This is a genomic window from Acidobacteriota bacterium, from assembly GCA_016716715.1.
GTDB lineage: Bacteria > Acidobacteriota > Thermoanaerobaculia > UBA5066 > UBA5066 > Fen-183.
Window position 1 is genome coordinate 329719 of record JADJVE010000003.1, and the last position, 24685, is coordinate 354403.

24 protein-coding genes and 1 tRNA gene are annotated in these 24685 nt (G+C 70.7%); 12 read left to right on the forward strand and 13 right to left on the reverse strand.

The genetic code is table 11. From position 1 onward, the window contains the following. Both ligA and IPL89_06335 read left to right on the forward strand, forming a co-directional pair. Entirely contained in the window at positions 1 to 2094 is a 2094-nt protein-coding gene (gene ligA, locus IPL89_06330) for an NAD-dependent DNA ligase LigA (GenBank protein MBK9062798.1), read from the forward strand. Beyond that, entirely contained in the window at positions 2091 to 3617 is a 1527-nt protein-coding gene (locus IPL89_06335; protein MBK9062799.1) for a sigma-54-dependent Fis family transcriptional regulator, read from the forward strand. The genes ligA and IPL89_06335 overlap by 4 nt, the downstream gene beginning before the upstream one ends. A 7-nt stretch (positions 3618 to 3624) precedes the next feature. Here the strand turns inward: IPL89_06335 and IPL89_06340 are convergent, their stop codons facing one another. Beyond that, positions 3625 to 4077 (reverse strand): hypothetical protein, encoded by a 453-nt coding sequence (locus tag IPL89_06340; GenBank protein ID MBK9062800.1) that lies wholly within the window; start codon positions 4075 to 4077, stop codon positions 3625 to 3627. Between the two features lie 110 nt (positions 4078 to 4187). Between IPL89_06340 and IPL89_06345 the strand changes: the two genes are divergently transcribed. Continuing rightward, positions 4188 to 4403 carry a hypothetical protein gene (locus IPL89_06345; protein ID MBK9062801.1) on the forward strand — a complete coding sequence of 72 codons (216 nt, stop codon included), beginning with the start codon at positions 4188 to 4190 and terminating at the stop codon, positions 4401 to 4403. 11 nt (positions 4404 to 4414) lie between these two features. On the opposite strand, the gene ppk1 is transcribed toward IPL89_06345, so the two are convergent. Both ppk1 and IPL89_06355 read right to left on the reverse strand, forming a co-directional pair. Then, positions 4415 to 6661 carry a polyphosphate kinase 1 gene (gene ppk1, locus IPL89_06350; GenBank protein ID MBK9062802.1) on the reverse strand — a complete coding sequence of 749 codons (2247 nt, stop codon included), beginning with the start codon at positions 6659 to 6661 and terminating at the stop codon, positions 4415 to 4417. A gap of 65 nt (positions 6662 to 6726) precedes the next feature. Continuing rightward, positions 6727 to 8010, reverse strand: a complete 1284-nt coding sequence (locus IPL89_06355; protein ID MBK9062803.1) for a DUF4301 family protein — start codon at positions 8008 to 8010, stop codon at positions 6727 to 6729. 23 nt (positions 8011 to 8033) lie between these two features. Between IPL89_06355 and IPL89_06360 the strand changes: the two genes are divergently transcribed. Then, positions 8034 to 8651: an inorganic pyrophosphatase gene (locus tag IPL89_06360; protein ID MBK9062804.1), complete on the forward strand. Its 618-nt coding sequence runs from the start codon at positions 8034 to 8036 to the stop codon at positions 8649 to 8651. Between the two features lie 13 nt (positions 8652 to 8664). On the opposite strand, the gene IPL89_06365 is transcribed toward IPL89_06360, so the two are convergent. Continuing rightward, positions 8665 to 9561, reverse strand: coding sequence for an NAD-dependent epimerase/dehydratase family protein (locus tag IPL89_06365; GenBank protein ID MBK9062805.1), 897 nt, complete (start codon positions 9559 to 9561; stop codon positions 8665 to 8667). 24 nt (positions 9562 to 9585) lie between these two features. Between IPL89_06365 and IPL89_06370 the strand changes: the two genes are divergently transcribed. After that, positions 9586 to 9978 carry a (2Fe-2S) ferredoxin domain-containing protein gene (locus IPL89_06370; GenBank protein ID MBK9062806.1) on the forward strand — a complete coding sequence of 131 codons (393 nt, stop codon included), beginning with the start codon at positions 9586 to 9588 and terminating at the stop codon, positions 9976 to 9978. Next, the gene (locus IPL89_06375; protein MBK9062807.1) at positions 9975 to 11021 is read left to right on the forward strand and encodes a hypothetical protein; all 1047 of its coding nucleotides are present in this window, start codon (positions 9975 to 9977) and stop codon (positions 11019 to 11021) included. The genes IPL89_06370 and IPL89_06375 overlap by 4 nt, the downstream gene beginning before the upstream one ends. Here IPL89_06375 and msrB read toward each other — a convergent pair. From msrB to tilS, 7 genes are all read right to left on the reverse strand, one after another. Continuing rightward, a complete protein-coding gene (msrB, locus tag IPL89_06380; GenBank protein MBK9062808.1) occupies positions 11005 to 11529 on the reverse strand; it encodes a peptide-methionine (R)-S-oxide reductase MsrB in 525 nt (174 codons plus the stop codon). The genes IPL89_06375 and msrB overlap by 17 nt on opposite strands. A 33-nt stretch (positions 11530 to 11562) precedes the next feature. Further along, positions 11563 to 12951 (reverse strand): decarboxylase, encoded by a 1389-nt coding sequence (locus IPL89_06385; GenBank protein MBK9062809.1) that lies wholly within the window; start codon positions 12949 to 12951, stop codon positions 11563 to 11565. Positions 12952 to 12988: 37 nt separating this feature from the next. After that, on the reverse strand, positions 12989 to 14302 hold the full coding sequence (gene glmM, locus IPL89_06390; protein MBK9062810.1) for a phosphoglucosamine mutase: 1314 nt from the start codon (positions 14300 to 14302) through the stop codon (positions 12989 to 12991). Positions 14303 to 14314: 12 nt separating this feature from the next. Beyond that, a complete protein-coding gene (gene folP / locus IPL89_06395; GenBank protein MBK9062811.1) occupies positions 14315 to 15199 on the reverse strand; it encodes a dihydropteroate synthase in 885 nt (294 codons plus the stop codon). A gap of 1 nt (position 15200) precedes the next feature. After that, complete coding sequence (gene ftsH, locus IPL89_06400; protein ID MBK9062812.1) at positions 15201 to 17090, reverse strand: ATP-dependent zinc metalloprotease FtsH; 1890 nt, start codon at positions 17088 to 17090, stop codon at positions 15201 to 15203. Between the two features lie 83 nt (positions 17091 to 17173). After that, a complete protein-coding gene (locus tag IPL89_06405; GenBank protein ID MBK9062813.1) occupies positions 17174 to 17740 on the reverse strand; it encodes a hypothetical protein in 567 nt (188 codons plus the stop codon). A gap of 13 nt (positions 17741 to 17753) precedes the next feature. Next, positions 17754 to 18731 (reverse strand): tRNA lysidine(34) synthetase TilS, encoded by a 978-nt coding sequence (tilS, locus tag IPL89_06410; GenBank protein MBK9062814.1) that lies wholly within the window; start codon positions 18729 to 18731, stop codon positions 17754 to 17756. A 46-nt stretch (positions 18732 to 18777) separates the two neighbouring features. Between tilS and IPL89_06415 the strand changes: the two genes are divergently transcribed. From IPL89_06415 to bstA, 5 genes are all read left to right on the forward strand, one after another. Continuing rightward, positions 18778 to 18854: transfer RNA gene (locus tag IPL89_06415), tRNA-Met, on the forward strand. A 114-nt stretch (positions 18855 to 18968) separates the two neighbouring features. After that, the gene (locus IPL89_06420) at positions 18969 to 19223 is read left to right on the forward strand and encodes a hypothetical protein (protein MBK9062815.1); all 255 of its coding nucleotides are present in this window, start codon (positions 18969 to 18971) and stop codon (positions 19221 to 19223) included. An 18-nt stretch (positions 19224 to 19241) separates the two neighbouring features. Further along, positions 19242 to 19808 carry an RNA 2',3'-cyclic phosphodiesterase gene (gene thpR, locus IPL89_06425; protein ID MBK9062816.1) on the forward strand — a complete coding sequence of 189 codons (567 nt, stop codon included), beginning with the start codon at positions 19242 to 19244 and terminating at the stop codon, positions 19806 to 19808. Positions 19809 to 19826: 18 nt separating this feature from the next. Next, positions 19827 to 20306, forward strand: a complete 480-nt coding sequence (locus IPL89_06430; GenBank protein MBK9062817.1) for a DinB family protein — start codon at positions 19827 to 19829, stop codon at positions 20304 to 20306. Then, the gene (bstA, locus tag IPL89_06435) at positions 20303 to 20827 is read left to right on the forward strand and encodes a bacillithiol transferase BstA (protein MBK9062818.1); all 525 of its coding nucleotides are present in this window, start codon (positions 20303 to 20305) and stop codon (positions 20825 to 20827) included. The genes IPL89_06430 and bstA overlap by 4 nt, the downstream gene beginning before the upstream one ends. Positions 20828 to 20840: 13 nt before the next feature. Here bstA and IPL89_06440 read toward each other — a convergent pair whose 3' ends face one another. Together IPL89_06440 and IPL89_06445 are read right to left on the reverse strand one after the other, a co-directional pair. Further along, positions 20841 to 22307 carry a peptidase M64 gene (locus IPL89_06440; protein MBK9062819.1) on the reverse strand — a complete coding sequence of 489 codons (1467 nt, stop codon included), beginning with the start codon at positions 22305 to 22307 and terminating at the stop codon, positions 20841 to 20843. Positions 22308 to 22384: 77 nt separating this feature from the next. Beyond that, positions 22385 to 22702, reverse strand: coding sequence for an antibiotic biosynthesis monooxygenase (locus IPL89_06445; protein ID MBK9062820.1), 318 nt, complete (start codon positions 22700 to 22702; stop codon positions 22385 to 22387). Between the two features lie 78 nt (positions 22703 to 22780). Here IPL89_06445 and IPL89_06450 point away from each other — a divergent pair, with 78 nt between their 5' ends. Next, positions 22781 to 24664 (forward strand): oligopeptide transporter, OPT family, encoded by a 1884-nt coding sequence (locus IPL89_06450; GenBank protein MBK9062821.1) that lies wholly within the window; start codon positions 22781 to 22783, stop codon positions 24662 to 24664. Positions 24665 to 24685 lie beyond the last annotated feature (21 nt).

Below are 24685 nucleotides of genomic sequence, written 5' to 3' on the forward strand. Positions count from 1 at the left end.
ATGCTAGCAGGGCGATCGGCGGCCTCGCCGCCTAGAATCGGGCCCGTGGCGAAGACGAAGGCCCCCGCGGCGCGCGCGGCCGAGCTGCGCGAGGAGATCTCGAAGCACGCGAGGCTCTATTACGTGGAGGACCGCCCCGAGATCACGGACGCCGAGTACGACGCGCTCCTGCGCGAGCTGATCGCGCTGGAGGCGGCGCATCCCGACCTCGTGACCCCGGACTCCCCGACGCAGCGCGTGGGCGGGCCCCCGGTCTCCAGCCTCCCGAACGTGAAGCACGAGATCCCGCTCCTCTCGCTCGAGAACGCCTATTCGCCGGAGGAGCTGAAGGCCTGGGCGGACCGCGTGGTGGACCGTCTCGGCCGGACGCCCGAGTTCGTCTGCGAGCTGAAGATCGACGGCCTCTCGGTGTCGCTCGTCTACGAGGGCGGCCGCCTCGCCCGCGCCGCGACGCGTGGGGACGGGACGACGGGGGAGGACGTCACCCCCAATGTGAAGACGATCCATGCCGTCCCGTTGGATCTGCACGCCGCTCGCGCGGCGCGGAAGATCTCTTTGAAGGTGAATATTCCCGCCGTTCTCGAGGTGCGCGGCGAGGTCTACATGTCGAAGGCGTCTTTCGCGCGGCTCAACGCCGCGCGCGAGGAGGCGGGGGAGCCGCTCTTCGCGAACCCCCGGAACTCGGCGGCGGGGTCGCTGCGCCTCCTGGACGCGAAAATCACGGCACAGCGGAAGCTGTCGGCATTTCTCTACTCCATCGCACGATGGGAAGGCGCGGACGAGCCGCAACGCCAGAGCCAAAGCCTCTTACTACTCGAAGAAATCTCTCTCCCCGTCAATCCCCATCGCACGGTCGTGTCCGACGTGGAGGGGGTCCTGAAGTTTCTAGAGGAGTGGAAGGCGAAGCGCCACGAGCTGCCGTTCGAGACGGACGGCGTCGTCGTGAAGGTGGACGCGCTCGCCGACCAGAAGCGTCTCGGCCAGACGGCAAAATTCCCGCGCTGGGCGATCGCCTACAAGTACCCGCCCGAGGAGGCGACGACCGTGGTCGCGGACATCGTCGTGCAGGTCGGGCGCACGGGCGTCCTGACGCCGGTCGCGGAGTTCACTCCCGTCCTCCTCGCGGGCTCCACGGTGCGCCGCGCGACGCTCCACAACATGGAGGACCTTTCGCGCAAGGACGTGCGGATCGGGGACACCGTCGCGGTCGAGAAGGCCGGAGACGTGATCCCGAAGGTCACGCGCGTCCTCCTCGAGAAGCGGCCGAATGGCGCGAAGGCGTTCTCGATGCCCGCGCGCTGCCCGGCCTGCGGCGAGCCGGTCGTCCAGCGCGAAGGCGAGGTCGCGGTCCGGTGCGTGAACCCGGGCTGCCCGGCGCAGGTCGCCGAGTCGCTCCGCCACTTCGTGACACGCCGCGCGATGGACGTGGAGGGGCTCGGCGACGAGCGCATCGAGCAGCTGCGCGAGGCGGGCCTCCTGAAGGACGTCGCGTCGCTCTACGACCTCGCGGCGGCCGAGCTCGCGCCGCTCGAGCGCTGGGGCGAGAAGTCGGCCTCGAACGTGGTCGCGGAGATCGAGCGCTCGAAGGGCGCGGGCCTCGCCCGGCTGCTCTTCGGCCTCGGGATCCGGCAGGTCGGCGAGAAGACGGCGAAGGTCCTCGCGCGGCGCTTCCTCTCGATGGACGCGCTCGTGGCGGCCGACGAGGAGGCCCTCACGTCCGTCCCCGAGATCGGCCCCGAGACCGCCCGCGGGATCCTCGACTGGTTCGCCCATCCGGCGAACCGGAACCTCCTGAAGAAACTCGGCAGGGCCGGAGTTCGTATGACGGAGGAAGCCGGGCCCGCGGGGCCGGGCGGAGCCCTGTCCGGGGGTATCTTCGTCCTGACGGGGACCCTGCCCCGGCGGACGCGGGACGAGGCCGCCGAGGCGATCGAAATGGCGGGTGGGAAAGTGAGCTCGAGCGTGTCGAAGAAGACGACGGCGGTCATCGCCGGCGAAGAGGCCGGGAGCAAACTGGACAAGGCGAAGGCCCTCGGGATCCCCGTGTGGACCGAGGACGATCTCGACCGCGAGCTGAAGGGCGGCAAGGCGTGAGCGTGCCGCCGCTCGTCCTCGTCGTCGACGACGACGCCGCCAGCCGCAAGGCGATGGCGCTGACGCTGCAGACGGACGGGCGCCGCGTGGAAGAGTTCGGCGACGCGGACTCCGCTCTCGAGCGCGCGGTCGAGGACCCGTCGGTCGCGCTCGTCGTGACGGACCTCAAGATGCCGGGCAAGACCGGTCTCGAGCTCGCCTCCGAGCTGGCGGCCGCGCGCCCCGACGTGGCGGTCCTCCTCGTGACGGCGCACGGCGACGTCGAGACGCTCCTCTCGGCCCGGGCCCTCGGCACCGTCGACTACGTCGCCAAGCCGCTCGCGAAGGACGACCTCCGCCTGCGCGCCGAGGCGGCCTTGAAGCGCGCGCGGCAGGCGGGCGAGATCCGCGACCTGCGCGAGCGGCTCGACAAGCGCTTCGGCTTCGAGGCGATCCTCGGGATCTCGAAGCCCATGGAGCGTCTCTTCGAGAAGCTCCGTGTCGTCTCACCGGCGAAGACCACGGTCCTCCTCGTCGGCGAGTCCGGCACGGGCAAGGAGCTCGTCGCGAACGCGCTTCACCACAACTCGCCGCGGCGCGGGCGCGCCTTCGTGGCGCTGAACTGCGGCGCGATCCCGCGCGAGATCATCGAGTCCGAGCTGTTCGGCCACGAGCGCGGCGCCTTCACGGGCGCCCTCGTGAAGCGCATGGGCCGCATCGAGCAGGCGGCCGGGGGCACGCTCTTCCTCGACGAGGTGTCCGAGATGCCGCCGGACCTGCAGGTGAAGTTCCTGCGCGTCCTGGAGGAAAAGCGCGTCACGCCGGTGGGCGGGAACGAGTCGAAGGAAGTCGACTTCCGGCTCGTCGCGGCGACGAACCGCGACCTCGTCAAGGAGATCGAGGCCGGGCGCTTCCGCCAGGACCTCTTCTACCGCCTCTCGGTGGTCACGCTCGAGATCCCGCCGCTGCGCGAGCGGAAGGACGACATCCCGCTCCTCGTGGAGCGCTTCCGCGCGCTCTTCGCCGAGGAGCACGGCAAGTCCGTCGCGGGCGCGACGCCCGCCGCCCTCGCGGCCCTCGTCGCGTACGAGTGGCCGGGCAACGTGCGCGAGCTCAAGAACGTTCTCGAGAGCGCCGTCCTCTTCGCCGCGGGCCCGCGCATCGACGTCGCGGACCTCCCGCCCGCGATCCGCGCGCACGCCCCGGGCCGGCCGCGCTCGGGGGAGTGGGCCGCCGTCAAGCTCCCGGCGCCGGCCGCCGCGGCTCCCGCGGTGTCCGTGGCCCCCGCGCCCGAGGCGGGCGCGGCTCCCGCGGGCGGTTCGGCCGAGGCGCCGGCGTTCGGGGGCAGCCTCGTGGGCAAGACGATGGACGAAATCGAGCGTGAGGCGATTCTCACGGCGCTCCAGATCTCGGGCGGCAACCGCCGCAAGGCCGCCGAAGCGCTCGGCATCGGCCTGCGCACGCTCCAGCGGAAGCTCAAGGAGTACCGCGGCGAACCGGTCGGGGACGATGACGGCGACGAGGACGGCGAGGACGGTCCGTAGCGCCCGTCTACTTCACGTTCTGGACGAGGGAATCCTGGGTCGTCGAGATCTTCGACATGATGTTCGAAAGCGTCTCGATGACCCCGCGCTTGCGGCTCTGGTAGTCCGCGAGCTTCTCCGGTGCTGCGTCCCCCGCGAGACGAGCCTCGCTGTCGAGGTCGTTCGCGACCTGATAGAGGGCCATCGCGGCGAGAAGGTCCGCCTGAACGGGCGTCAGCGGGGGCCGCGCGGCCGGGAACGCCTGGCGCGCGTCGGCGGCGACGACGGCCCCGTCGATCCGGGGCAGGGGGCGCAGCTTCCGGGCCTCGCCGTCGACCCACGTGCGCACGGCCGGCGTCGCGGTCGCGAAGAGGCCGCTCATCCGCATCGCGACGCCGGGTGGCGTCGGCGGCAGCGTCGGCTTCGGGGCCGGAGCCGCGGCGAACGGCAGGACGAGGGCAAGCGCGGCGAGAAGCGGCACGTCGCTATCGTCCCCCCGGGACGTCCGCGCCCGCCGTGACCCAGCGCACGTTTCCGGTCAGCGCGCCGCTGCGGCTCGCGCTATCCTGTGCACTCGAAGAGGAGAGCGCCATGGACGTCCCGTTGAAGGTCTACGTCACGTGCCCGATGGCCGACCTGAAGCAGGTGCCCGGGACGCTCATCGCCGTGTCCCCGCACGGGTTCTACGAGGTGAACGTCGCCTTCGGCGCGAACACGCACCTGATCGTGGTACCCATCGACGGCACGACCCTCACGGCGCAGGAGCCCGTCCTCAGCCCGCCCGCGAGCTTCGAGGTCGAGCGGTAGGAGCGCCGGACCTAGCTCGCCGTCTCGACCGGCTCGGGTCCCGCAGCGCGCTCGGCGGCCTCGAAGACCTCGGCGCCGCGGTTCTGGAACGCCTCGACGGCCTTCATCACTCTCCGCCGCGCGTCCTCGACGAAGAGGGTCTGCGAGTCGACCGCGGCCTCGCCTTCCTTCGGCACGAGGCGCACGTACGTCCCGTCGGCCTTCAGCTCGCGCGCGCGCACGTTGTCCCGCCACATCGTGTCGAGCGCCTCGACGACCTGCTTCGCGAGCGCGGGCTCCACGACCGGGAACGCGATCTCGACGCGGCGGAAGAAGTTTCTCTGCATCCAGTCCGCCGACGAGAGCCAGACCTCCCGCTCTCCGCCGTTCTCGAAGACGAACGCGCGGCTGTGCTCGAGGAAGCGGCCGACGATCGAGCGGACGCGGATCGTCTCGGAGACGCCCGCCAGGCCCGGCTTCAGGCAGCAGATGCCGCGCACGAGGAGATCGACCGGAACGCCGGCCTGCGACGCCTCGTAGAGCGCGGCGATGACTTTCGGGTCGACGAGCGCGTTCATCTTCGCGCGGATGCCCGACGGCCGGCCCGCGCGCGCGTGCGCCGTCTCCCGAGCGATGGCCTCGAGGACCCACTTGTGGAGGTCCTTCGGCGCGGTCACGAGGCGCGCGTACGTCGTCCGCCCGGCGAATGCCGTGAGCGCGTTGAAGAAGCGCGTCGCGTCCTCGCCGAACTCGGGCCGACACGTCATGAGGCCGATGTCGGTGTACGTGCGCGCCGTCGAGGAGTTGTAGTTGCCCGTCCCGAGGTGGACGTATCGCCGGATCTCGTCCTTCTCGCGGCGCACGACCAGGGCGATTTTCCCGTGCGTCTTGAGGCCGACGACGCCGTACACCACGTGGACGCCCGCCTGCTCGAGCGACTTGGCCCACGTGATGTTGTTCACCTCGTCGAAGCGCGCCTTGAGCTCCACGAGGACGGCCACCTGCTTGCCGTTCTCGGCCGCGCGGACGAGGGCCGGGATGAGCCCCGAGTCGGGGTTCGTCCGGTAGAGCGTCATCTTGATCGCGACCGTCTTCGAGTCCTCCGACGCCCGCTCGATCATCTCGACGACCGGCGAGAACGAGTCGTACGGGTGGTGGAGGAGGATGTCGCCGGCGCGGATCGCCGCGAAGATCGACGTGTCGGGCTGGGTGAGGATCGCCGGCACGGCTGGCGAGAACGGGGCGTCCTTGAGATCGCGGCGGTCGAGCTTCAGGAGCGACATGAGGTCGCCCGGGCCGAGCGGCCCGTCCACCTCGTAGATCTCGTTCTCCGTGATCTCGAGCTGCTTGACGAGGAGCTTGCGGACGCGCTTCGGCGTCTTCGGGGCCACCTCGAGGCGCACGACGGCCCCGAAGCGGCGGCGGCGGACCTCCTGCTCGATCGTCGCGAGGAGGTCCGAGGCCTCGTCCTCCTGGATCTCGATGTCGGCGTCGCGCGTCACCCGGAAGAGGTGCGACGAGACGATTTCGAGGCCGGGGAAGAGGTCGGCGAGGTTCGCCTGCAGCAGGGACTCGAGGAAGAGGAACTCGGCCTTCTCCGGCTTGACCTTCTTCTTGCCCTCGAGGATCTCGCGCAGCGGGAGGAGGCGCGGCAGGACCTGCGGCACCTTCACGCGCGCGAATTTCACGTCGCCGGTCTCGGGGTTCTTCACCTCGACGGCGAAGTTCATCGAGAGGTTCGAGAGGAACGGGAACGGGTGGCCCGGGTCCACGGCGAGAGGCGTGAGGACGGGCAGGACGTTCCGCCGGAAGTACGCGGTCGCGCCCGTGCGCTGCTCCTCGGTGAGGGCGTCCCACGTCAGCACGGCGATCCCGCTGGCGGCCAGCTTCGGAAGGAGGTCGGCCACGAGGCAGGCGGTCTGGCGCGCCTCCATCTCCTGGACCGTCGTCCGGATCTGCGCGAGCGCCTCGGCCGGCTGGAGGCGGTCGTCCGCGTGCTCGACGACCTCCGAGGAGAGCTGGTCGAGGAGGCCCGACACGCGGATCATGAAGAACTCGTCGAGGTTCGTCTCCGTGATGCAGAGGAACTTCAGGCGCTCGAGGAGCGGCCAGCGCTCGTCGAACGCCTCGTCGAGGACCCGCTGGTTGAACGCGAGCCACGAGAGCTCGCGGTTCAGGAGGGGCTGCCCGGGGCCCGCCGGAACGGGCGCGGCGGACGGCTCGGATTCGACGAGGACGAGCTTGCGGCGGCGCTTGGGTCGGGGTTCGTTGTGAAACATGGCGGGGCCCGTGACGGGAGGGGAAGGATACCCCTGCCGCGTGAAGCGGGCCTTTTACGCGGCGTTCAGGAGCGGTGCTCGGGCCGGAGGAGGTCGAGGACGGTCTTGACTGGAGCGAACGTCTCCTTCGGGACCTCGACGAAGGCGGTCTCCCAGAAGGCCATCGCTCCGTTCCATAACCCTGGCCGCTCCAATGCTTTGAGCGGCCTTCCCTCGTTGGTCTTCGAGGCGATGAAGACTGCGTTCTCGTCCACGAAACGGCCGAGGTCGAAGGGGTCGCCGGCCGTGTTTCTGAGGGAGCAGGCGAGGTCGACGGGATTGAAGTGGGTGGCGGTCCTCCAGATGGCGGCCTGACCCGGGTCGGCGAGGTCCACCTGTGCCGACTCGACGATCTGGAGGCTCTCGCCCTGCGGCCCGGCTACCCAGAACGGCCCGCCGCCGGGCTCGCCCTCGTTGCGCACGACGCCGCAGACCCGGATGGGGCGGTCGCGACGGCTCGCGCGCTCGAGCTCGACGAGGAGGCCGGTCAGGAGCCGTTTCCACAGGAGGGTCGGGCCGCGGCGCGCGTCCGGGACGACGTTGTCGACGTTCTTCACGAGGACGACGTCGCCGCCCGCGCGCGCCACGTCGCCGAGATTCTTCAGCAGCGCTCCGTGCCCGCCGGGGCGGAAGAGGAGGCCGCCGGAGGCCGTGCGGAAAGGGCCTCCGTCCGCGCCGCCCGCGATCGTGTCGGTCGAGGGAGATTGCTCCGAGAACGAGACCGAGAAACGCGCGCCCGTCGCGCGCTCGACGCGCGGCCGGATCTCCGCGAGCTTGTCCTCGAAAGCCTTGCGATGCTCGGGCGACACGGTGAAATGGACGCGGCAGAGCCCGGCGGCGTCGAGCACAGTACCAGCGGCCTCATAAAGATGTTCTTCGAAAGGGGTTCTTGGGCCGTCCGGGTACTTGTGAAACGGCAGAAGCCCCTTGGGTGTTGCCGCGAGAGCACCGAGAGCACCGAGATCGCCGGAGTCGCCGAACGCGAACGCCCCCCTGCTTTCGAAGAATCTCTTCCTCTCGGCGGTCTCCTCTCCGCCCGCGCCGAGGAACTCGAACATCCGGCTCGCAGCGCCCGAGGCCGGCACGAACTTCGTGAGCCGCCCGGCCCGAGCGGCTTCGTCGGCCAGCGCGAGGAGCTCCGCGTGGTCCTTCTCGGCGAGGCTCAGGACGCCGTCGCCGGTCGTCGCGGCGCGCGCGAGCCTCTGGGGGGCGGGCGACTCGCGGAAGAGCGCAAGCTGCCGCGCGACTTCCGCCTCGGTCAGCCCGTGAGACGCGATCGCCGCGCGGTCGGCGGCCGAGAGCGCTTCCATCGCGCTCAGGATAACCTTGACGCATGGACGTACCAGCGCAGTTCGCGGCCCACCCCTGGCACGGCGTGGACCCCGGCCCGGAGTTCCCGGCCGTCTTCACGGCGTTCATCGAAATCGTCCCGACGGACACCGTCAAGTACGAGCTCGACAAGGCGACCGGCATCCTGAAGGTGGACAGGCCCCAGCTCTTCTCGAACGTGTGCCCGACGCTCTACGGGCTCGTCCCGCGTACGTTCTGCGGGACGCGCGTCGCGAAGGTCTGCGAGGAGAAGACCGGCCGCACGGGGCTCAAGGGCGACGGCGATCCGATGGACGTCTGCGTCCTCACGGAGAAGCCCATCACGCACGCGCAGATCCTCGTGCCCGCCGTCCCGATCGGCGGCTTCAGGATGCTCGACAACGACGAGGTGGACGACAAGATCCTCGCCGTTCTCAAGGGCGACGCCGTCTACGGCGCGCTCGCGGACGTCACCGAGATGCCGAAGTCGCTCGTGGACCGGCTCCGCCACTACTTCCTCACGTACAAGCAGAAACCCGGCGAGCCGGCCCAGTCCGTCGAGATCACGCACGTCTACGGGCGCGACGAGGCCCTCGCCGTCCTTGCGGCGAGCCGCGACGACTACCGGGCGCGCTTCGGCTGAGCGAGGCGATCCTTCAGCCCTGCGCCGCCTTCCAGGAGGCGTAGTACGTGGCCGCCTCGTCCTCGAAGCCGCCGTGCGTCGGCTGCCAGCCGAGGCGCGCGACGGCCTTGCGCGAGTCGACGTGCTGGTCGAACGCGAGCGCGGTCGCGAAGTCGCCCATCGTCTTCTGCGCCTCCGCGAGCGGGATCCAGCGGATCTCGCCTCCGAACCCGGCGGCGCGCGCCGCGGCGAGGACGAGCCGGCGGACCGGCGCGCGCGAGCGGTCCGTCACGTTGAAGACCTCGCCCGCGAGCCCGCTCTCGATCGCGCGGACGTACGCGTCCGCGACGTCGTCCGCGTGGACGGTCGCCCAGCGGTTCGAGCCGTCGCCCACGACCTCGAGGTTGCCGGCCGCCGCGCCCGCGAACCACGAGGCCGTCATGCTGCCGCCGTAGCCGTAGACGCAGCCGGGCCGGAACACGAGCCCCTTCACGCCGTGCGTCGTGAGAACGGCCTTCTCGGTTTCGAGGCGCGGAAGAGTCATCGGGAGCGGCGCGAGCGGCGACGTCTCGTCGACGAGCGTGTCGCCCGTAGGCCCGTAGACCCAGACGCCGCTCGTGTAGACCACCGTCTTGACGCCCGCCCCCCGCCCGGCGAGGGACAGGAGCGAATGCACGGCCGCCCGGTCGAGGGCCATCGTGTCCGTCGTGTAGTCGGCGGCGACGTGGATCAGCGTCGAGCAGTCCTCGGCGCCCCTCCAGCTGCCGGGGTCCTGGAGGGCGCCCTGGACGGCGTGGATCTCGTGGCGCTCGAGGCGGGCCGCGCCCGCGTCGGTGCGCGTGAGGCCGAGGACGTGGTGGCCGCGGCGGCGGAGCGCCGTCGCGACGCGGAATCCGATGTGGCCGGTGGCGCCGGTGACGAAGATCTTCATGCCGGGGATTATCCTTCTCCCCTCATGGACGAGCGGGACGATTCGACCGGGGGGCTCGCGGGGATCGCCCGGTCGCTCGGGATCCCGAACGCGCGGCGGCACATCTTCCTGTGCTCGGACCCCGCGAAGCCGAAGTGCTGCGACCGGGACCGCGGCGTCGCCGCGTGGGACTACCTCAAGGCGCGCCTCAGGGAGCTCGGCCTCGCGGACTCGGGCGAAGTTCTCCGGACGCGGGCGAACTGCCTGCGCGTCTGCGCGGGCGGCCCGATCGCCGTCGTCTATCCCGAGGGGACGTGGTACCGGGACTGCGACCCGCCGGTCCTCGAGCGGATCATCACGGAGCACCTCGTGGGCGGCAGGCCCGTGGCCGAATACGTGATCGTGGAGCACGCGCTGCCCGGCGGCGAGGGAACTTGAGCTCCACCCCCTTCGACCCGGGCCCCGGCTTCGTCGACGACCTCTACGCGCGTCTCCTGATCGACGACGCATGGGCGCTCCGGGACGAGCGTTCGTTCTCCTGGTGGCCGCACCGGGTCGTGCAGCGCGTCCACGCCGAGGAGCCGGTCGGCGAGGGCGAGGGTGCGGCGAGCCGCGTGCACGTCGAGACGGATGTCCTCTTCGCGGACGCCGTCACGGTCCGGCAGGCGGCCGTCCTCGCGGACCTGCTGCGCTATCCGCCGCTTGCGTCCTTCGTGGTCGACCGCGAGGACGGCGTGGTCCGGCTCTGGTCTGCGGCCCTCGTCACGAAGGAGACGGCGCCCGTCGCGCTCGGCTTCCTCTCGGCGTCGGCGGCCCTTCAGGCGATCTATGCCGAGGGCGGGCGCGAGGGGCTGGAGGACGAGCTCGGCCTGCCCGCCGCCGCGAGCGAGCATCCGAAGTCCGGCTCGCGTCCGCACCCGGACGGAATGCTCGACCTGCTCTCGGCGCGGATCGCCCCCGAGGGCAAGCACCTCTCCCGGTTCACGGACCCCGCCGACTGGCATGCCGCCGCGGACGCGCTCGGTCCGTTCGGCGCGCGCGCGGAAGCCTCGCCGCGGGGGCTGGACGCCCGGCTGCCGTTCCTCGACCCGCTCGAGGGCACGCATCCGCTCGGCCCACGACTCTCGGCGCTCCTGCAGGCGCGGCACTCCGAGCGCCACCCGGAGATGGGGACGGGCGTCTTCATCCGCCTCTTCCTGCCCGCCGACGCCGCTCCTGCGACGCCCGACGTCGCCCTGAACCTCAACCTGAAGGAGCGCGAGATGCCGTTCGCGATCGACGCGACGGGCGCCTGGACGATCGAGTCGCCCGAGGCGAGCTTCGAGTTCGGGACTCTCGCCGGTGCCCCGCGGCTCTGTTACGTGAGGTTCGTCCCGAACGCGCTCCACCTGCCGGGGCTCCTGCCGGCCCTCGCGGCCGACATGGCGCGCCGCGCGGACGCGGCGCGCGAGCACCTGCACGAGGTCATTTCGCCGGAGTGAACTTCAGGGCCGTCCCGTTCATGCAGTAACGGAGGCCGGTCGGCTTCGGCCCGTCGGGGAAGACGTGGCCGAGGTGCGCGTCGCAGCGGCGGCAGAGGACCTCCGTGCGGACCGTGAAGAAGGTGTTGTCGCTCTCTTCGCGGACGGCGCCCTTCGCGATGGGCTGCCAGAAGCTCGGCCAGCCCGTCCCGGACTCGAACTTCGTTTCCGAGTCGAAGAGCGGGAGATCGCAGCACACGCACGAGTAGGTGCCCCTGGCGTGGTTGTCCCAGTTCGGGCCCGTGAACGCGCGCTCGGTGCCCTTCTTACGCGTGACGTTGTACTGCGCGGGCGTCAGGATCTTCTTCCACTCCTCGTCGGTCTTGATCACGCGGTCGTGTGAGGCGGCGGGCGACGCGGACGCGGTCATCGGAGCTCCTTTGGATGAGGGCTCGGGGCCGGCCACGAGGAGGGCGCCGGCGGCGAGGATGGGGAGGGTCGCGGCGAGGACGAGGCGGCGGCGGTGCATGTCCACAACTACGTTAGTCGGTTCGGACCCGGATTATTCCCTCTGGAGCGCTGCCGCGGCGTCCCTCAGGTCGTCGAGCGCCATGCGGACCCGGTCGGCGTGCGTCCTGAAGCTCAGGATGCACATCCGGAGCGCGAATGCGTCCCCGAGGAGAGTCCCGGTCAGGAGGACGCGTTGGCGGGCGTTCACGCGCGCCATGAGGTCGCGGCTCAGGCGGTTCGAATCCGCGAGGGACGCGCCCGGCGGCGCAAGGCGGAAGGCGAAGAGGGAGAGCTGCGGCTCGGCGACGATGGCCACGCCGGGGATCTCCCGCACGGCGTCGACGGCCACCCGCGCCAGGTCCAGCTTCTCGTCCAGCGAGGCGCGAAACGCCGCGAGGCCGCAAAGCTTGATTGCGAGCCACACGGGGAGGCCGCGGAAGTTGCGCGAGAGTTCGGTCGAGATCTCGCAGAAGTCGACGCTGTCGGGGTCTTCCTGCATGCCGGGCATGTAGTGGGCCTGGACGCTGTGCGAGCGGCGGAGCGCGCCCGGGTCCTTCACGAGGAGGCACCCCGAGCCGTAGGGCATGAAGAGGCCCTTGTGGGGGTCGAGGACGATCGAGTCGGCGCGCGAGAGGCCCGTGAGCGCCCCGCGGCCGCGCTCCGTCAGCGCGAAGAACCCGCCGTACGCGGCGTCGGCGTGCAGCCACAGGGACTCCTTCGCCGCGAAGTCCGCGAGGGCGTCGAGGTCGTCCACCGCGCCCGTGTTCGTCGTACCCGCGCTCGCGACGAGGAGGAACGGCGTGAAGCCCGCAGCGCGGTCCTCGGCCACCCGGCCGGCGAGCGCGTCGAGGCGCATCCGGAACGCGCCGTCGGACGGAATCTCGCGCAGGTTCGCCGTCGGGAAGCCCGCGAGGAGCGCGGCCTTCCGAACGCAGTGGTGGCCCTGGTCGGAGACGTAGAGCGTGCCCTTCAGAAAGTTCTCGGGCAGCTTCTCGTGGCGGGCCGCGACGACGGCGGAGAAGTTCGCGAGCGATCCGCCGGACGTCAGGAACCCGCCGGCGCTCCCCGGGTAACCCACGGCGCGCGCGAACCAGCGGATCACGTTCGTCTCGAGCTGGACGAGCGCGGGGGCGGGCGCGAAGACGCCCGTGTAACGGTTCACGGAAGCGGAGATGAGGTCCGCGGCCGCGGCGTAGGGCTGCCCGCCGCCGGGGATGTACGCCAGAAAGCCGGGCCCCGCGTTGTTGAAGCTCGCGGGAATCGCCTTCTCGAACAGAAGATCCAGCAGCGGGCCGGCTGCGGTTCCCTGCTCGGGAGCCTCTCGTTCGATCAGCGATCGGGAAAGCGCGCCGGCCCCGGCGGTGCCGTCTGCCGGCTGTGCCGGGAGCGAGTTGACGTGGGCGACGACGCGCCGGACGGCGTCGTCGAGAAGCGCCCGCAGCTGCTCTTCCGACGGCTCGAGAGGGAGTCCCACGAGGTCAGGCGCCGAGGCGCGCTCCGATGTGCGCGGCGAGGTCCGCCGCCACCGCGTCGACGAGCACGGCGTCGCTGCCCTCGACCATCACGCGCGCGAGCGCCTCGGTGCCCGAGTAGCGCAGGAGGATGCGGCCGACGCCCGACATCCTCGCCTCGGCCGCGCGCCACAGCGGCGCGAAGCCCGGGATCTCGTCGAACGGCACGCGCTCCTTGACCTTCACGTTTCGGAGGACCTGCGGCGTGTGGGCGAAGCGGGGCTGTGCGGAGAGCTTCATGCCCGAGGCCGCGACGAGCGCCGCGAGATGCAGGCCCGTGAGCGTGCCGTCGCCCGTCGTCGTGAGGTCGGCGCGGATGAGGTGCCCGGACTGCTCGCCGCCGAGAAGCGCGCCGGATCTCTCCATCTCCTCGACGACGTAGCGGTCGCCGACGGTCGCGCGAAGCAGCACGACGCCGCGTTCCTTCAGCGCCTTCTCGAGCCCCCAGTTCGACATCACGGTGCCGACGACGGAGTCGGGCCGCTTGCCCTCGCGCTCCATCTCGAGCGTCCAGAGGAAGAGCACGTCGTCTCCGTCGAGGAGCGTCCCCGCATCGTCCGCGACGATGATCCGGTCGGCGTCTCCGTCGAGCGCGATTCCGAGGTCGGCGCCGGCGACGCGCACGGCGTCGCGCATCTCACCGGGGTGGAGCGCCCCGCAGGCCTCGTTGATGTTCTTCCCGTCCGGATAGACGTTCCGGGCGATGACGGTCGCGCCAGCGGCTGCGAAGGCGGCGGGCGCCGCCTCGAACGCGGCGCCGTTCGCAGCGTCGATCACGACCTTCAGGCCGTCGAGACGGTGGGGAAGCGTCGAGACGAGATGGTCCACGTACGCCCGGCCGAGGTCCGGCTCGACGGCGGCGGGCGCGGGCGGCGCGGGCGCCGCCGACTCGAGGAGAAGCTCGATCTCGAGCTCGACCTCGTCGGGAAGCTTGCGGCCGAGTCCCGAGAAGATCTTCACGCCGTTGTCCGTCCACGGGTTGTGCGAGGCCGAGACGACGACGCCGGCGTCGGCGCCGAGCTCCTTTGCGAGGAACGCGACGGCAGGCGTCGGGACGACGCCCGCGAACCGCACGAGGCCTCCGGCCCTCGTGAGGCCGCCAGTCAGGGCCCGGACGATGGCGCCCGAGGACTCGCGCGTGTCGCAGCCCACGACGACGGTGGGGTTCGCGTGGCCGAGCGACGCCGCGAGGGCGGCGCCGACGCGCGAGACCGTCGCGGCGTCCAGCGGCGGCTCGCCCGCCTTCCCGCGGATGCCGTCGGTGCCGAAGAATTTGCGCATTCGAATCCGATGTTACGTGAGCGGCGGGCGTCCCGCGCGTCCCAGCGTCGCGAGGAAACGCAGCGTCTCGCCGGCGTCGTGGACGCGCACGAGAATCGGCCGCTTCCGCGCCGCTTCCGCGCAGACGGCCACGGCCGCGAGCGACTCTGGAAGGCGGTCCGAAACGGGCGCCCCTGCGACGGTCCCGAGAAACGCCTTGCGCGACGCGCCGACGACGAGCGCCACGCCCGGCGGCGCGAGCCGGTCGAGCGCGCCGAGGAGCGCGAAGTTCTGCTCCGGCGTCTTGCCGAAACCGAGGCCGGGGTCGAGGAAGAGATTCTCTGCTGGGATTCGGAAGGAGAGCGCGCGCTCACGGGTGGCGCGAAGATCTTCCGCCACTTCATGGGTCACGTTCTGGAAAGAAGATTCTTCGAAGGTGGAAGAGGGGGTTCCACGGCAGTGGTTGACGACCAGGGCCGCGCCGCGGGCGGCGACGAGCGAGAGCATTTCGTCGGGGATGTCGAGGCCTGTGACGATGTTCACCATGTCGGCGCCCGCGTCGAGCGCCGCCCGCGCCACTTCCACGCGCCGCGTGTCCACAGAGAGAGGGAAAGACGGGAGATTTCTTCGAAGGTAAGAGAGAACGGGGAGCACCCTGCCCAATTCACCTTCTAAGAAAACCTCCGTAGCCCCCGCTCCGTAGGTTGCCCCTCTGGGCCGCGTGCTCTCTCCTCCGATGTCGAGAATCGCGGCACCCAGCTGGGCGAACCGCATGCCTTCTTCGCCGGCCGCCTCCGCGCTCGCGAAGCGTCCGCCGTCGCTGAAGGAGTCGGGAGTGACGTTCAGGATCGCCATGACGCCCGGAAGGGCCCCGAGCGCGAGCTCGCGGCCCTCCGGAAGCGTCAGATGGAACGTCACCTCAGGCAGGGACCGGAATCAGTCCCCCGGCCGGTGCGGCGCCCTCGTCCGTCTGCGCGACGGTGGCGGGCGCGGTGGGCTTCGGCGGCTCGGGTTTCACGGGCGGCCTTTTCGCGACCTCGTGTCCCGTGACGCGCTTGATGATCGCGTAGATCTCCTCGCCGTCCAGGGACTCCTTCTCGAGGAGCACTTTCGCGATCTCCTCGAGCGCGGCGCGGTGCTCGACGATGATCTTCTTCCCGCGCGCGTACGAGGTCGTCACGATGCGGTTGACCTCGTCGTCGATCTTCCGCGCGGTGTCCTCGGAGTAGTCGGGCTGGCGCGAGAAGTCGCGGCCGAGGAAGACCTCGCCCTCGGGCCGGCCGAAGGACATCGGGCCCAGCTCGCTCATGCCCCACTCGCACACCATGCGGCGCGCCATCTCGGTGGCCTTCTCGAAGTCGTTCGAGGCGCCGGTCGTGATCCGGCCGATGCAGACTTCCTCGGCGAGGCGGCCGCCCATCATGACGGCGAGCTCGGCCTCGATGTACTCCTTCGAGTACGTGTACTTGTCCTCGAGCGGCAGCTGCTGCGTGAGGCCCAGCGCGCGGCCGCGCGGGATGATCGTGACCTTGTGGAGCGGGTCCGTGTGCTCCTCGAACGAGGCGATGAGCGCGTGGCCGCCCTCGTGGAAGGCCGTGACGCGCTTCTCGTCGTCCGACATGACCATGGACTTCCGCTCGGCGCCCATGAGGACCTTGTCCTTCGCGTAGTTGAAGTCGACCATGTCGACCTTTTTCTTGTCGACGCGTGCGGCCGCTAGCGCGGCCTCGTTCACGAGGTTCGCGAGGTCGGCTCCGGCGAAGCCGGGCGTGCCGCGCGCCACGACCGAGAGGTCGACGTCGTCGGACATCGGGATCGTGCGCGTGTGGACCTTGAGGATGCCCTCGCGGCCCTTGACGTCCGGACGGTCCACGACGACGCGGCGGTCGAAGCGGCCGGGGCGGAGAAGCGCCGGGTCGAGGACGTCGGGGCGGTTCGTGGCCGCGACGAGGATGACCCCGTCGTTGCCCTCGAATCCGTCCATCTCGACGAGGAGCGCGTTCAGCGTCTGCTCGCGCTCGTCGTGCCCGCCGCCGAGGCCCGCGCCGCGGTGCCGGCCGACGGCGTCGATCTCGTCGATGAAGATGATGCACGGAGCGTTCTTCTTGCCCTGCTCGAAGAGGTCGCGGACGCGCGACGCGCCCACGCCCACGAACATCTCGACGAAGTCGGAGCCGGAGATCGAGAAGAACGGCACGTTCGCCTCGCCCGCGACCGCGCGCGCGAGGAGCGTTTTGCCGGTGCCCGGGGGGCCCATCATGATGACGCCCTTCGGGATCTTGCCGCCGAGCTTCTGGAACTTCGCGGGCTCCTTCAGGAAGTCGATGATCTCGGAGAGCTCTTCCTTGGCCTCTTCGCAGCCCGCGACGTCCTTGAACGTGACCTTCTTCTGGTTCGGCGTCAGCATCTTCGCGCGCGACTTTCCGAACTGCATCGCGCGGTTTCCGCCCGTCTGCATCTGCCGCATGATGAAGATCCACAGGCCGATCAGGAACAGGATGGGGGCCCACTGCAGGAGGATCACGAGGAACGAGCCTTCGCGCGGCTCCTCCGCCGTGATCTTCACGTTCGCCTTCATGAGGTCGGCCGTGAGGTCGTTGTAGGCCGGGGCGTAGGCGCGCACGCCGGGCTCGCGGCCCTCCACGGCGCCCTTCTTGAACCCGCGGATCTCCTGTCCGCGGATCGTGACCTTTTCGACGTCGCCCTTCTTCACCATCTCCATGAATTCGGTGAAGGAGACGGTGGCCGTGTTCGTGCGGCCGACGTCGACGACGCGGAACAGGAGGAGGATCACCACGAGGATGACCATCCACAGCAGGATGTTCTTGACGGTTGTGTTCACCTTGAAATGCCCTCGGCTTCCTTACTGAACGTCAGACGGGCTCACGCGGTTCAGGGGCGCGTGCGCCGGGCGATCTCGCCGCTCGTCTCGAACGGCGATTCCCCCTCGGTCCGGACCTGGGCGATGAAGGGGAGGTTGCCCCCTTCCCGCTGGTACTCCATGCCGTATCCGACGAGGACCCCTTCCTCGGACGGGAACAGCACGTAGTCGGCGAGAAGCGAGCTTTTGCGTTCCTGCGGACGATCCACCACGCAGGCGAAACGCAGGGAACGGGGGTTTTCTTCCCGGAGCTGGCTGAGCAGCCAGGTTTCGACGACTCCGCTGCGGATGACGTCCTTGAGGACGATCAGGTGCGAGTCCCTGACGTCGAAGGGCGCGAGGAAGTGGTAGTTGACGACCTTCTCGGCCTCCCCGTCGCGCAGCACGTCGATGTACTCGCAGCGGACGGGACGCGGCACCGCCCGGGCGAGGTCGGCCACGAAGAACCCGGCGCCCTTCAGGATGGCGATGAGGACGATGGGGCCGTTCGGGTAATCGTGGGCGATCCGCCGCCCGACGTCCGCCACACGCCGCGCGATGTCGGCCGGACCGTACCGTTCGTCGAAGGCGATGGCCACCGAGGGAAGTCTATCAAGGGCTCTTCTTCGAGGGTGAAAGGCGGACGAAGCGCGGGCTCGCGGTGAGGCGATGGCCCGCAAACGTCTCGTGGAAAACGGGATCGCGGCGCAGGCGAAGCAGCACCTTCTCGATCTGCTTGCGGCCGGGGGGGCGGCCGGCGCCGATCGCGCCGGCCGCCCGGAGGAGAAGACGTGCCGCCTCGCCGTCGGTGAGCCGCGTGAAGAAGCTCCTCGGCCAATTACCTTTCAAAGAAATCTTTTCTTCTCCGAGCATCCTGTCGACCCTCCGGTCGAGCGCGTCGAGGCGCTCCGAGTACGCCTCGCCCGCCCGCGCCAGCCGCTGCGTCGCGCCCGGCATGCGCCGCTCGAGGCCCGGCAGCACGGTGCGGCGGACGCGGTTGCGCGCGAAACCTTCGTTCGCGTTCGTCTCGTCCTCGCGCCACGGGACGCCCCGGCCTTCGAGATACGCGCGCAGCTCGGAGCGCGAGAAGGGGAGAAGGGGCCGCACGACGCCGTCGGGTCGGCTGGCGCGGATTCCGCCGCGCCCGCGGCCGAGCCTGCGTTCGAGGTGGAGGAGGACGGTCTCGGCCTGGTCGTCGCGCGTGTGCCCGGTGAGGACGGCGGCCTCCATCTCGCCCGCCACGGACAGCAGCGCGCGGTACCGCAGCCGTCGCGCGGCGGACTCGACGCTTTCGCCCTTCTTCTTCTGCGCCGGGACGTCCACGGACAGGAAGCCGTACGGCACGCCGAGGCGCGCGGCCAGCTCCGCGCAGAACCGCGCGTCGGCGAGCCCGGCCTCGCCGCGGAGGCCGTGGGCGACGTGCAACGCCACGACGGGGATCCCTAGCGGGAGGGCCCAGCCGTGGACGAGGAGGAGAAGCGCCGTCGAGTCGCCGCCGCCCGAGCAGGCGACGGCGAGCACGTCCGCCCTTTCGAGGAGGCCGGTTTCCGCAAGGTGCCGGGCGAAGCGGTCGGGGAGGGTCTCGGCCATGCTGCGCTATCATCCGCCCCTCGCCCGGGCCCCGGGAACGATCAGGGGCGGCGTAGCTCAGATGGCCAGAGCAGGGGTCTCATAAGCCCTTTGTCGGCGGTTCGATTCCGCCCGCCGCCACCACTTCCGGGGGGGGGGGGGGCGGCGGCGGGCCGGGCCCGGGGGGCCGGGGGGAGGGCGGGGGGGGAGCGTTCGGGGGCGTGTGGTTGGGCACCGCCGCCGCCGTATGATTCCACCGTGCGGCGGAAAGAAACCGAGGAAGACGCCAAGTCCCCGTACCTCTTCTGCGAGAAGTGCGAGCAGATGTACGAGCGCGCGCTGATCGCGGAGTGCCCGTATTGCGAGAAGCGGTTCTGCCGCTCGTGCGCGGTTCGCTCCGGCCAGCAGCAGTTCTGCGGCAAGGCCTGCGCGAAGAACTGGTTCTTCGCGGACGAGGAGGAAGAGTCCGAGGACGCCGTGGAACGCGGGGAGCTCGACAAGGGAGACGTCTAGATCCGCGCCTTCGTCGCCGTGCCTGTCGGGGACGCGGCCCTCCGGGAGGCCCTCTCGAGGCCGCGCGCCTCTCTTTCGGGGTCGCGCGACCTGCGCTGGGTGCAGGGCGAGCAGCTCCACCTGACGCTGAGGTTCTTCGCCGATCTCCCGCCCGCCCTCGCGGACCCGGTTGCCGAGGCCGCGAGGGCGGCGTGCGCGGCGGCCGCCCCGTTCGACCTCGAGGTGCGCGGCCTCGGGCGTTTCCCGCCGCACGGCCCGCTGCGCGTCGTCTGGGCCGGGCTTGGCGACGGGCGCGATCCGCTCGTCGCGCTCGCGTTGGCGCTGGCGCGCGAGCTCGAGACGCGGGGGTTTCCGGCGGAGGAACGCCCGTTCGCGCCGCACCTGACGCTCGCTCGTGCGCGGGACCCGCGCGGCTCGAAGGAGAACGCCAGGGCCGTGGCCGCGCTCGCGCCGTCCGTGGGCGCGCTCGGGACGCAGAGGGTGGACGCCCTCGTCCTCTACCGGAGCGACCTCGGCGCGGGACCGCCCGTCCACACGCCGCTTGGACGGTTCCCGCTCACCGGGTCGTTGCGCCCCGGCCCGTGACGCGGTAGACCCTCGGCCATGGACGCCCGCACATCCCTTCTGACCGCTCTCGCTCGCGCCTACGACGGCCGTTCCTGGCACGGCCCGAACCTCCTCGGCTCGATCCGGGGCCTCACGCCGGAGGAGGCGTTCTATCGCCCCGGACGCGGGCGTCACACCGTCTACGACCTCGTCCTCCACGCGGCGTACTGGAAGTACGTCACGCGGCGGCGGCTCACCGGCGAGAAACGCGGCTCCTTCCCCTTGAAGGGCTCGAATTTCTTTCCCGAGCCCGCGGTAAAGGCCGCCCCGGCCGTCCTCGGGGCCAGAGCCGTCCTCGAGGAGGCGCACCGCGCCCTCGTCGCGGCCGTCGAGGCGCTGCCCGACGAGGTCTTCGGGGAGAAGCGCGGCTCCTGGACGGCCGAGGAGATGATCGCGGGCGTCGCCGCCCACGACCTCTACCACGCGGGCCAGATTCAGCTCGTGAAGAAGTTCTTCGCGGAAAGGGGAAAGCGGTGAGCGACCTCTCGTACCCGGTCGGGAAGTTCAAGTGGGAGGGCGCCGGCACGGCGGCGGATCGCGCGCGGCGGATCGACGAGATCGCCGCGGTGCCCGCCGCGCTGCGCGCGGCGATTGCGGGTCTCACCGCCGAGCAACTCGACACGCCTTACCGGCCCGGCGGCTGGAGCGTCCGGCAGGTCGTCCACCACGTGCCGGACAGCCACATGAACGCCTACGTGCGCTTCAAGCTCGCAGTCACGGAGAACACGCCGACGGTCAAGCCGTACGACGAGGCGGCCTGGGCCGAGCTCGCCGACGTGAAGACGGTCCCCGTCGCGACATCCCTCGCGCTCCTCGAGGCCCTGCACGAGCGGTGGGTCGCTTTCCTGCGGTCGCTCGACGGGTCCGACTGGTCGCGGACGTTTCGCCATCCGGAACTCGGCGTCGTGCTGCTCGAGAAGAATCTCGCGCTCTACGCGTGGCACGGGCGCCACCACGTGGCGCACGTGACGGCGTTGCGCGCGCGGATGGGCTGGTAGCGGACGGCGCGGCCTACGGCCGCGCGTACTGGTCGATGATCCGCGCGATCGCGCGGCGGCAGACGGGGCAGAAGCCCACGTTGTCGCGCGTGAACATGATGCAGTCGGCCGAGGAGCGGTAGAGGCCCTTCGCCTCGTACGCGGCACCCTCGAACGCGCCCACCTTGCCGGACCACTTCATGGAGCCGAGGAGGGCCGTCTCCTCCTTCGCTTCCTCGCGAAACAGCTCGTCGAGGGCCGAGGGTGGCTTGCCGGCGGCGACGATCGCGCGGCGCGTCTTCTGGATCTCGCGGCTCCGCTTCTCGAACGTCTCCTTCTCCCACGGGGTCGGCAGCGGCGTCCCGGCCTCGACGAGGTCCGCCCACTTCAGCTTCTTCGCGTCCTTCAGCGCCGTGACGTTCGGCTCCCACGGCTCCGGCTTGTCGGCCGCACCGGTCTCGTACGCGACGTCGGACGTGTAGTACTCGTCGGCGAGCGCCGCGAAGTGGTGGCCGAACTCGTGGACGAACAGGTACTCGGCCCACGACGAGTCGACGGCTGCCGTCGCCTGGTGATTGAAGATCCCGCCGCCTCCGTAGCGCGCGTCGTTCACGAGGATCTCGAGGAAGTCGTACGGCGCCGCTGCGGCCGCCTCGCGCAGGGCGCGGTCGTCGTACGTGAGGACGTAGCGCTCCGAGCCGAAGATCCCGTACTGCGCCGAGAGCGGCGTGCGCCGGAAGATCTTCGAGTCGGGCCGGAAGACTCCCGTTTCGGCCGACGGGAGGTCGAGCGCGCGGACGTTGAAGTCTCCGCGCCGGGACTTGAACGGCTCGTACCTGAAGAGGAGGTCGACGAGCTTCTTCACGTCCGCGTGGAACTTCGGCAGGTCCTTTTCGGCGTAGCCCTCGCCGAGCATGAGGAGGTCGAGCTTCTCGGTCGAGGGGCCGTTCTCGAACACGGTCCAGACCTTGCCGGCGGCCGCGCGCGGCGCGGGGTTTGCCGCGGCCGGGTCGACGGTCGTCGAGAAGAAGGGCTGGAAGACGTTTTCGGAGTCCCGCCTCGAGAGAACGACCTGCACGGGCTCTTTCGGCCACGGGAAACGCAGCGATTCCGGGAACGTGCGCGAGGCCTTCTTTGCCTCGCCCGTCGACTCCCACTCCGCGTAGATGGAGGAGTACCCGCGCGAGAAAAGTACGCGGTTCGTCTTCGGATCGCGAATCTCGAAGAAATACGTCCCGAGGTTCGTGTCGTCGAGGAGGCGCGTGAGGCTCCCGGCCCATGGCCCGTCGTCCACCGCCCCCGCGCCGGCCACGGCGACGACCTCGCCCTTCGGCCCGCCCGTGTGGAACAGGTCCAGCCGCATCGTCCGCCGCGTGAACGCGGCGTCGAAGGCGGAAGGGGAGGAGACCGAAGGAGAAGAGGAAGAGAAAGAGATTTCTGCGAATGAGAAGAGAGCGGCGGCCGCGACAAGGGCGAAGACGAAGCTTCTACGATGGCTCATGACCGCATCCTATTAGCCTTCTAAGAAATCTTCGCGCGAAGCGCGTCGTTCTCCATCCGGGCGCTCAGCGCGCGCGCTCAGCGCGCATGGCGGGACTGCTCGACCCAGAACCGGATTTCCGGAGGCCCCGCGAAGAGCGCCGGTCCCCGCTCGATGAACGCCTTGAGATGCGGCGTCTGGAAGTGCGGGCCGAGGTAGGCCTCGCGGCTCGACCATTCCTCGTAGAGGAGCACGCGCGTCGGATCCGCCGGATCCTGCAGGAGGCGGATCCCGAAGCAGTCCGGCTCCGAAGCCACGACCTTCGCGACGAGCGTGTCGAGCTCGAAAACGGCCTCCGCAGCGTGGTCGGGTTGGGCGCGGTACTCGATCAGGACGGTTACGTGCGGCGGCGTCATGCGGTGAACTCCTTGGCGAACCTGTGGGTCAGTCGATATCGGACTGGGCGCCCCGTCCGCTGCTAGAGTCCTGAGACCGTGTCCGCGCCGCAAGGTACTTCTCCTCTCGAGGAGTCCATTCCCGAGTTCACGTTCAAGGCCGTCGCCGCAGGCGTCGTGCTCGGCCTCGTCTTCGGCGCCGCGAACGCGTACCTCGGCCTGCGCGTCGGCCTGACGGTCTCGGCGTCGATCCCGGCCGCCGTCATGACGGTCGCGCTCTTCCGCCTCTTCGGCGCGAAGGGCTCGATCCTCGAGGCGAACCTCTCGCAGACGATCGGCTCCGCGTCGACGTCTCTCGCGACCGGGACGATCTTCACGATCCCCGCGCTCTTCCTCTGGGGCGTCGCGCCGCCCTACCTGCAGGTCGTCGTCCTCTGCTTCCTCGGCGCGCTCCTCGGCCTGTCCGCGATGATCCCGCTCCGGCGCCTCCTCATCGTCGACGCCCACGCGGAGCTGCCGTACCCGGAGGGAACCGCCTGCGCCGAGGTCCTGCGCGCGACGGCCGCGGACTCGAGCGGCAGCGTCTGGATCTTCCGCGGCATGGCGGTCGGGGCGGCCGTCAAGCTGATCGTCGGCCTCTTCGTCCTCGTGCCGGGCGAGGTCGGGATGGCGCTGCCGTTCCTTCCGAAGGCCGAGGTCGCCATCGAGCTTGCGCCCGCGCTTCTCGCCGTCGGCTTCATCCTCGGGTACCGCTCCTCCGGCGTCCTCGTCGCCGGTTCGGTCGTCTCCGCCCTCGTCCTCACCCCGCTCATCGCGTTCTTCGGCGCGAGCCTTTCGGCGCCGCTCTATCCCGAGACCACGAACCTGGTGTCCGCGATGACCGCGGGCCAGATCTGGTCGCGGTACGTGCGTTACATCGGCGCGGGCGCCGTCGCGACGGCGGGCATCCTGACCGTCCTCAGGAACCTCCCGACGATGGCGGGCGCGTTCCTCGCCGTGATCCGCGGCGTGCGCGGCGGCGGGGCTCACGCGGGGGGGCGGGAGCGCACCGACCGCGACCTGCCGGGCTGGTTCGTCTTCGGCGGCATCGCGGCCGTCGTCCTCGTCGCGGGCCTCGTCCCCGGCGTCTTCGCGGGCGGGATGGGTCCCCTTCAGCGGGCCGTGTGCGCGGCGGGCGTCGGGGTCTTCGGCGTTCTCTTCGTCGCGGTCGCGGCGCGCATCGTCGGGATCGTCGGCGTCTCCTCGCAGCCCACGTCCGGCATCACGCTCGTGACGCTCCTCGGCGTCGCCTCGCTCTTCGCGGCGGCGGGCTGGACCGACGGCGGCGCCCGCGCGGCGGTCCTCACGGTCGGGACGATCGTCGCGGTCGCGGCGTCGAAGGCCGGCGACATCTCGCAGGACCTCAAGACGGGCTGGCTCGTGGGCGCCACGCCCGCCCGCCAGCAGCTCGGCCAGCTCATCGGCGCCGCGTTCGCGTGCTGGGGCGTCGCGGCGACGGTCCTTCTCCTCGGGAACGTCTACACGTTCGGGACGAAGGAGATTCCGGCGCCGCAGGCGACGCTCATGAAGACCATCATCGAGGGCGTGCTGTCGGGCGCGCTGCCGTGGGGGCTCGTCCTTTCGGGCGCGGGCCTCTCGGTGGCCGTGATCCTGTGCGGGATCTCGGGCCTCGCCTTCGCCATCGGGGTCTACCTCCCGCTCGCCTCGATGGCGGCGATCTTCGCGGGCGGGTGCGCCCGGGCGCTCGTCGAGAGGGCGCGCAGGGGCCAGCCGGCTCCGGAGACCGACACGGGCGTCCTTGCGGCGTCCGGCCTCGTTGCCGGGGAAGGGCTCGTGGGCGTCGTCGTTGCCGCGCTCGTCGCTCTCGGCGCCGCGTCGAAGGGCCGGCCGCCGTTTGTCGGGGGGGTGCCGGGCGAGGCCGTCACGTTCGCTCTCCTGCTCCTCGTCTGCGCGTTCCTCGTGAGAGCCGGCCGGCGCGGCTGACGCGCAACCCTTTTCGCGCCC

What these genes read in the sequence shown, in the direction of transcription:
- ligA (MBK9062798.1), top strand. Translation starts at nt 1, where the DNA reads ATGCTAGCAGGGCGATCGGCGGCCTCGCCGCCTAGAATCGGGCCCGTG.
- IPL89_06345 (MBK9062801.1), top strand. Translation starts at nt 4,188, where the DNA reads ATGGACGTCCCGTTGAAGGTCTACGTCACGTGCCCGATGGCCGACCTG.
- ppk1 (MBK9062802.1), bottom strand. Translation starts at nt 6,661, where the DNA reads ATGTTTCACAACGAACCCCGACCCAAGCGCCGCCGCAAGCTCGTCCTC.
- IPL89_06355 (MBK9062803.1), bottom strand. Translation starts at nt 8,010, where the DNA reads ATGGAAGCGCTCTCGGCCGCCGACCGCGCGGCGATCGCGTCTCACGGG.
- IPL89_06360 (MBK9062804.1), top strand. Translation starts at nt 8,034, where the DNA reads ATGGACGTACCAGCGCAGTTCGCGGCCCACCCCTGGCACGGCGTGGAC.
- IPL89_06365 (MBK9062805.1), bottom strand. Translation starts at nt 9,561, where the DNA reads ATGAAGATCTTCGTCACCGGCGCCACCGGCCACATCGGATTCCGCGTC.
- IPL89_06370 (MBK9062806.1), top strand. Translation starts at nt 9,586, where the DNA reads ATGGACGAGCGGGACGATTCGACCGGGGGGCTCGCGGGGATCGCCCGG.
- msrB (MBK9062808.1), bottom strand. Translation starts at nt 11,529, where the DNA reads ATGCACCGCCGCCGCCTCGTCCTCGCCGCGACCCTCCCCATCCTCGCC.
- glmM (MBK9062810.1), bottom strand. Translation starts at nt 14,302, where the DNA reads ATGCGCAAATTCTTCGGCACCGACGGCATCCGCGGGAAGGCGGGCGAG.
- ftsH (MBK9062812.1), bottom strand. Translation starts at nt 17,090, where the DNA reads ATGGTCATCCTCGTGGTGATCCTCCTCCTGTTCCGCGTCGTCGACGTC.
- tilS (MBK9062814.1), bottom strand. Translation starts at nt 18,731, where the DNA reads ATGGCCGAGACCCTCCCCGACCGCTTCGCCCGGCACCTTGCGGAAACC.
- IPL89_06430 (MBK9062817.1), top strand. Translation starts at nt 19,827, where the DNA reads ATGGACGCCCGCACATCCCTTCTGACCGCTCTCGCTCGCGCCTACGAC.
- IPL89_06440 (MBK9062819.1), bottom strand. Translation starts at nt 22,307, where the DNA reads ATGAGCCATCGTAGAAGCTTCGTCTTCGCCCTTGTCGCGGCCGCCGCT.
- IPL89_06445 (MBK9062820.1), bottom strand. Translation starts at nt 22,702, where the DNA reads ATGACGCCGCCGCACGTAACCGTCCTGATCGAGTACCGCGCCCAACCC.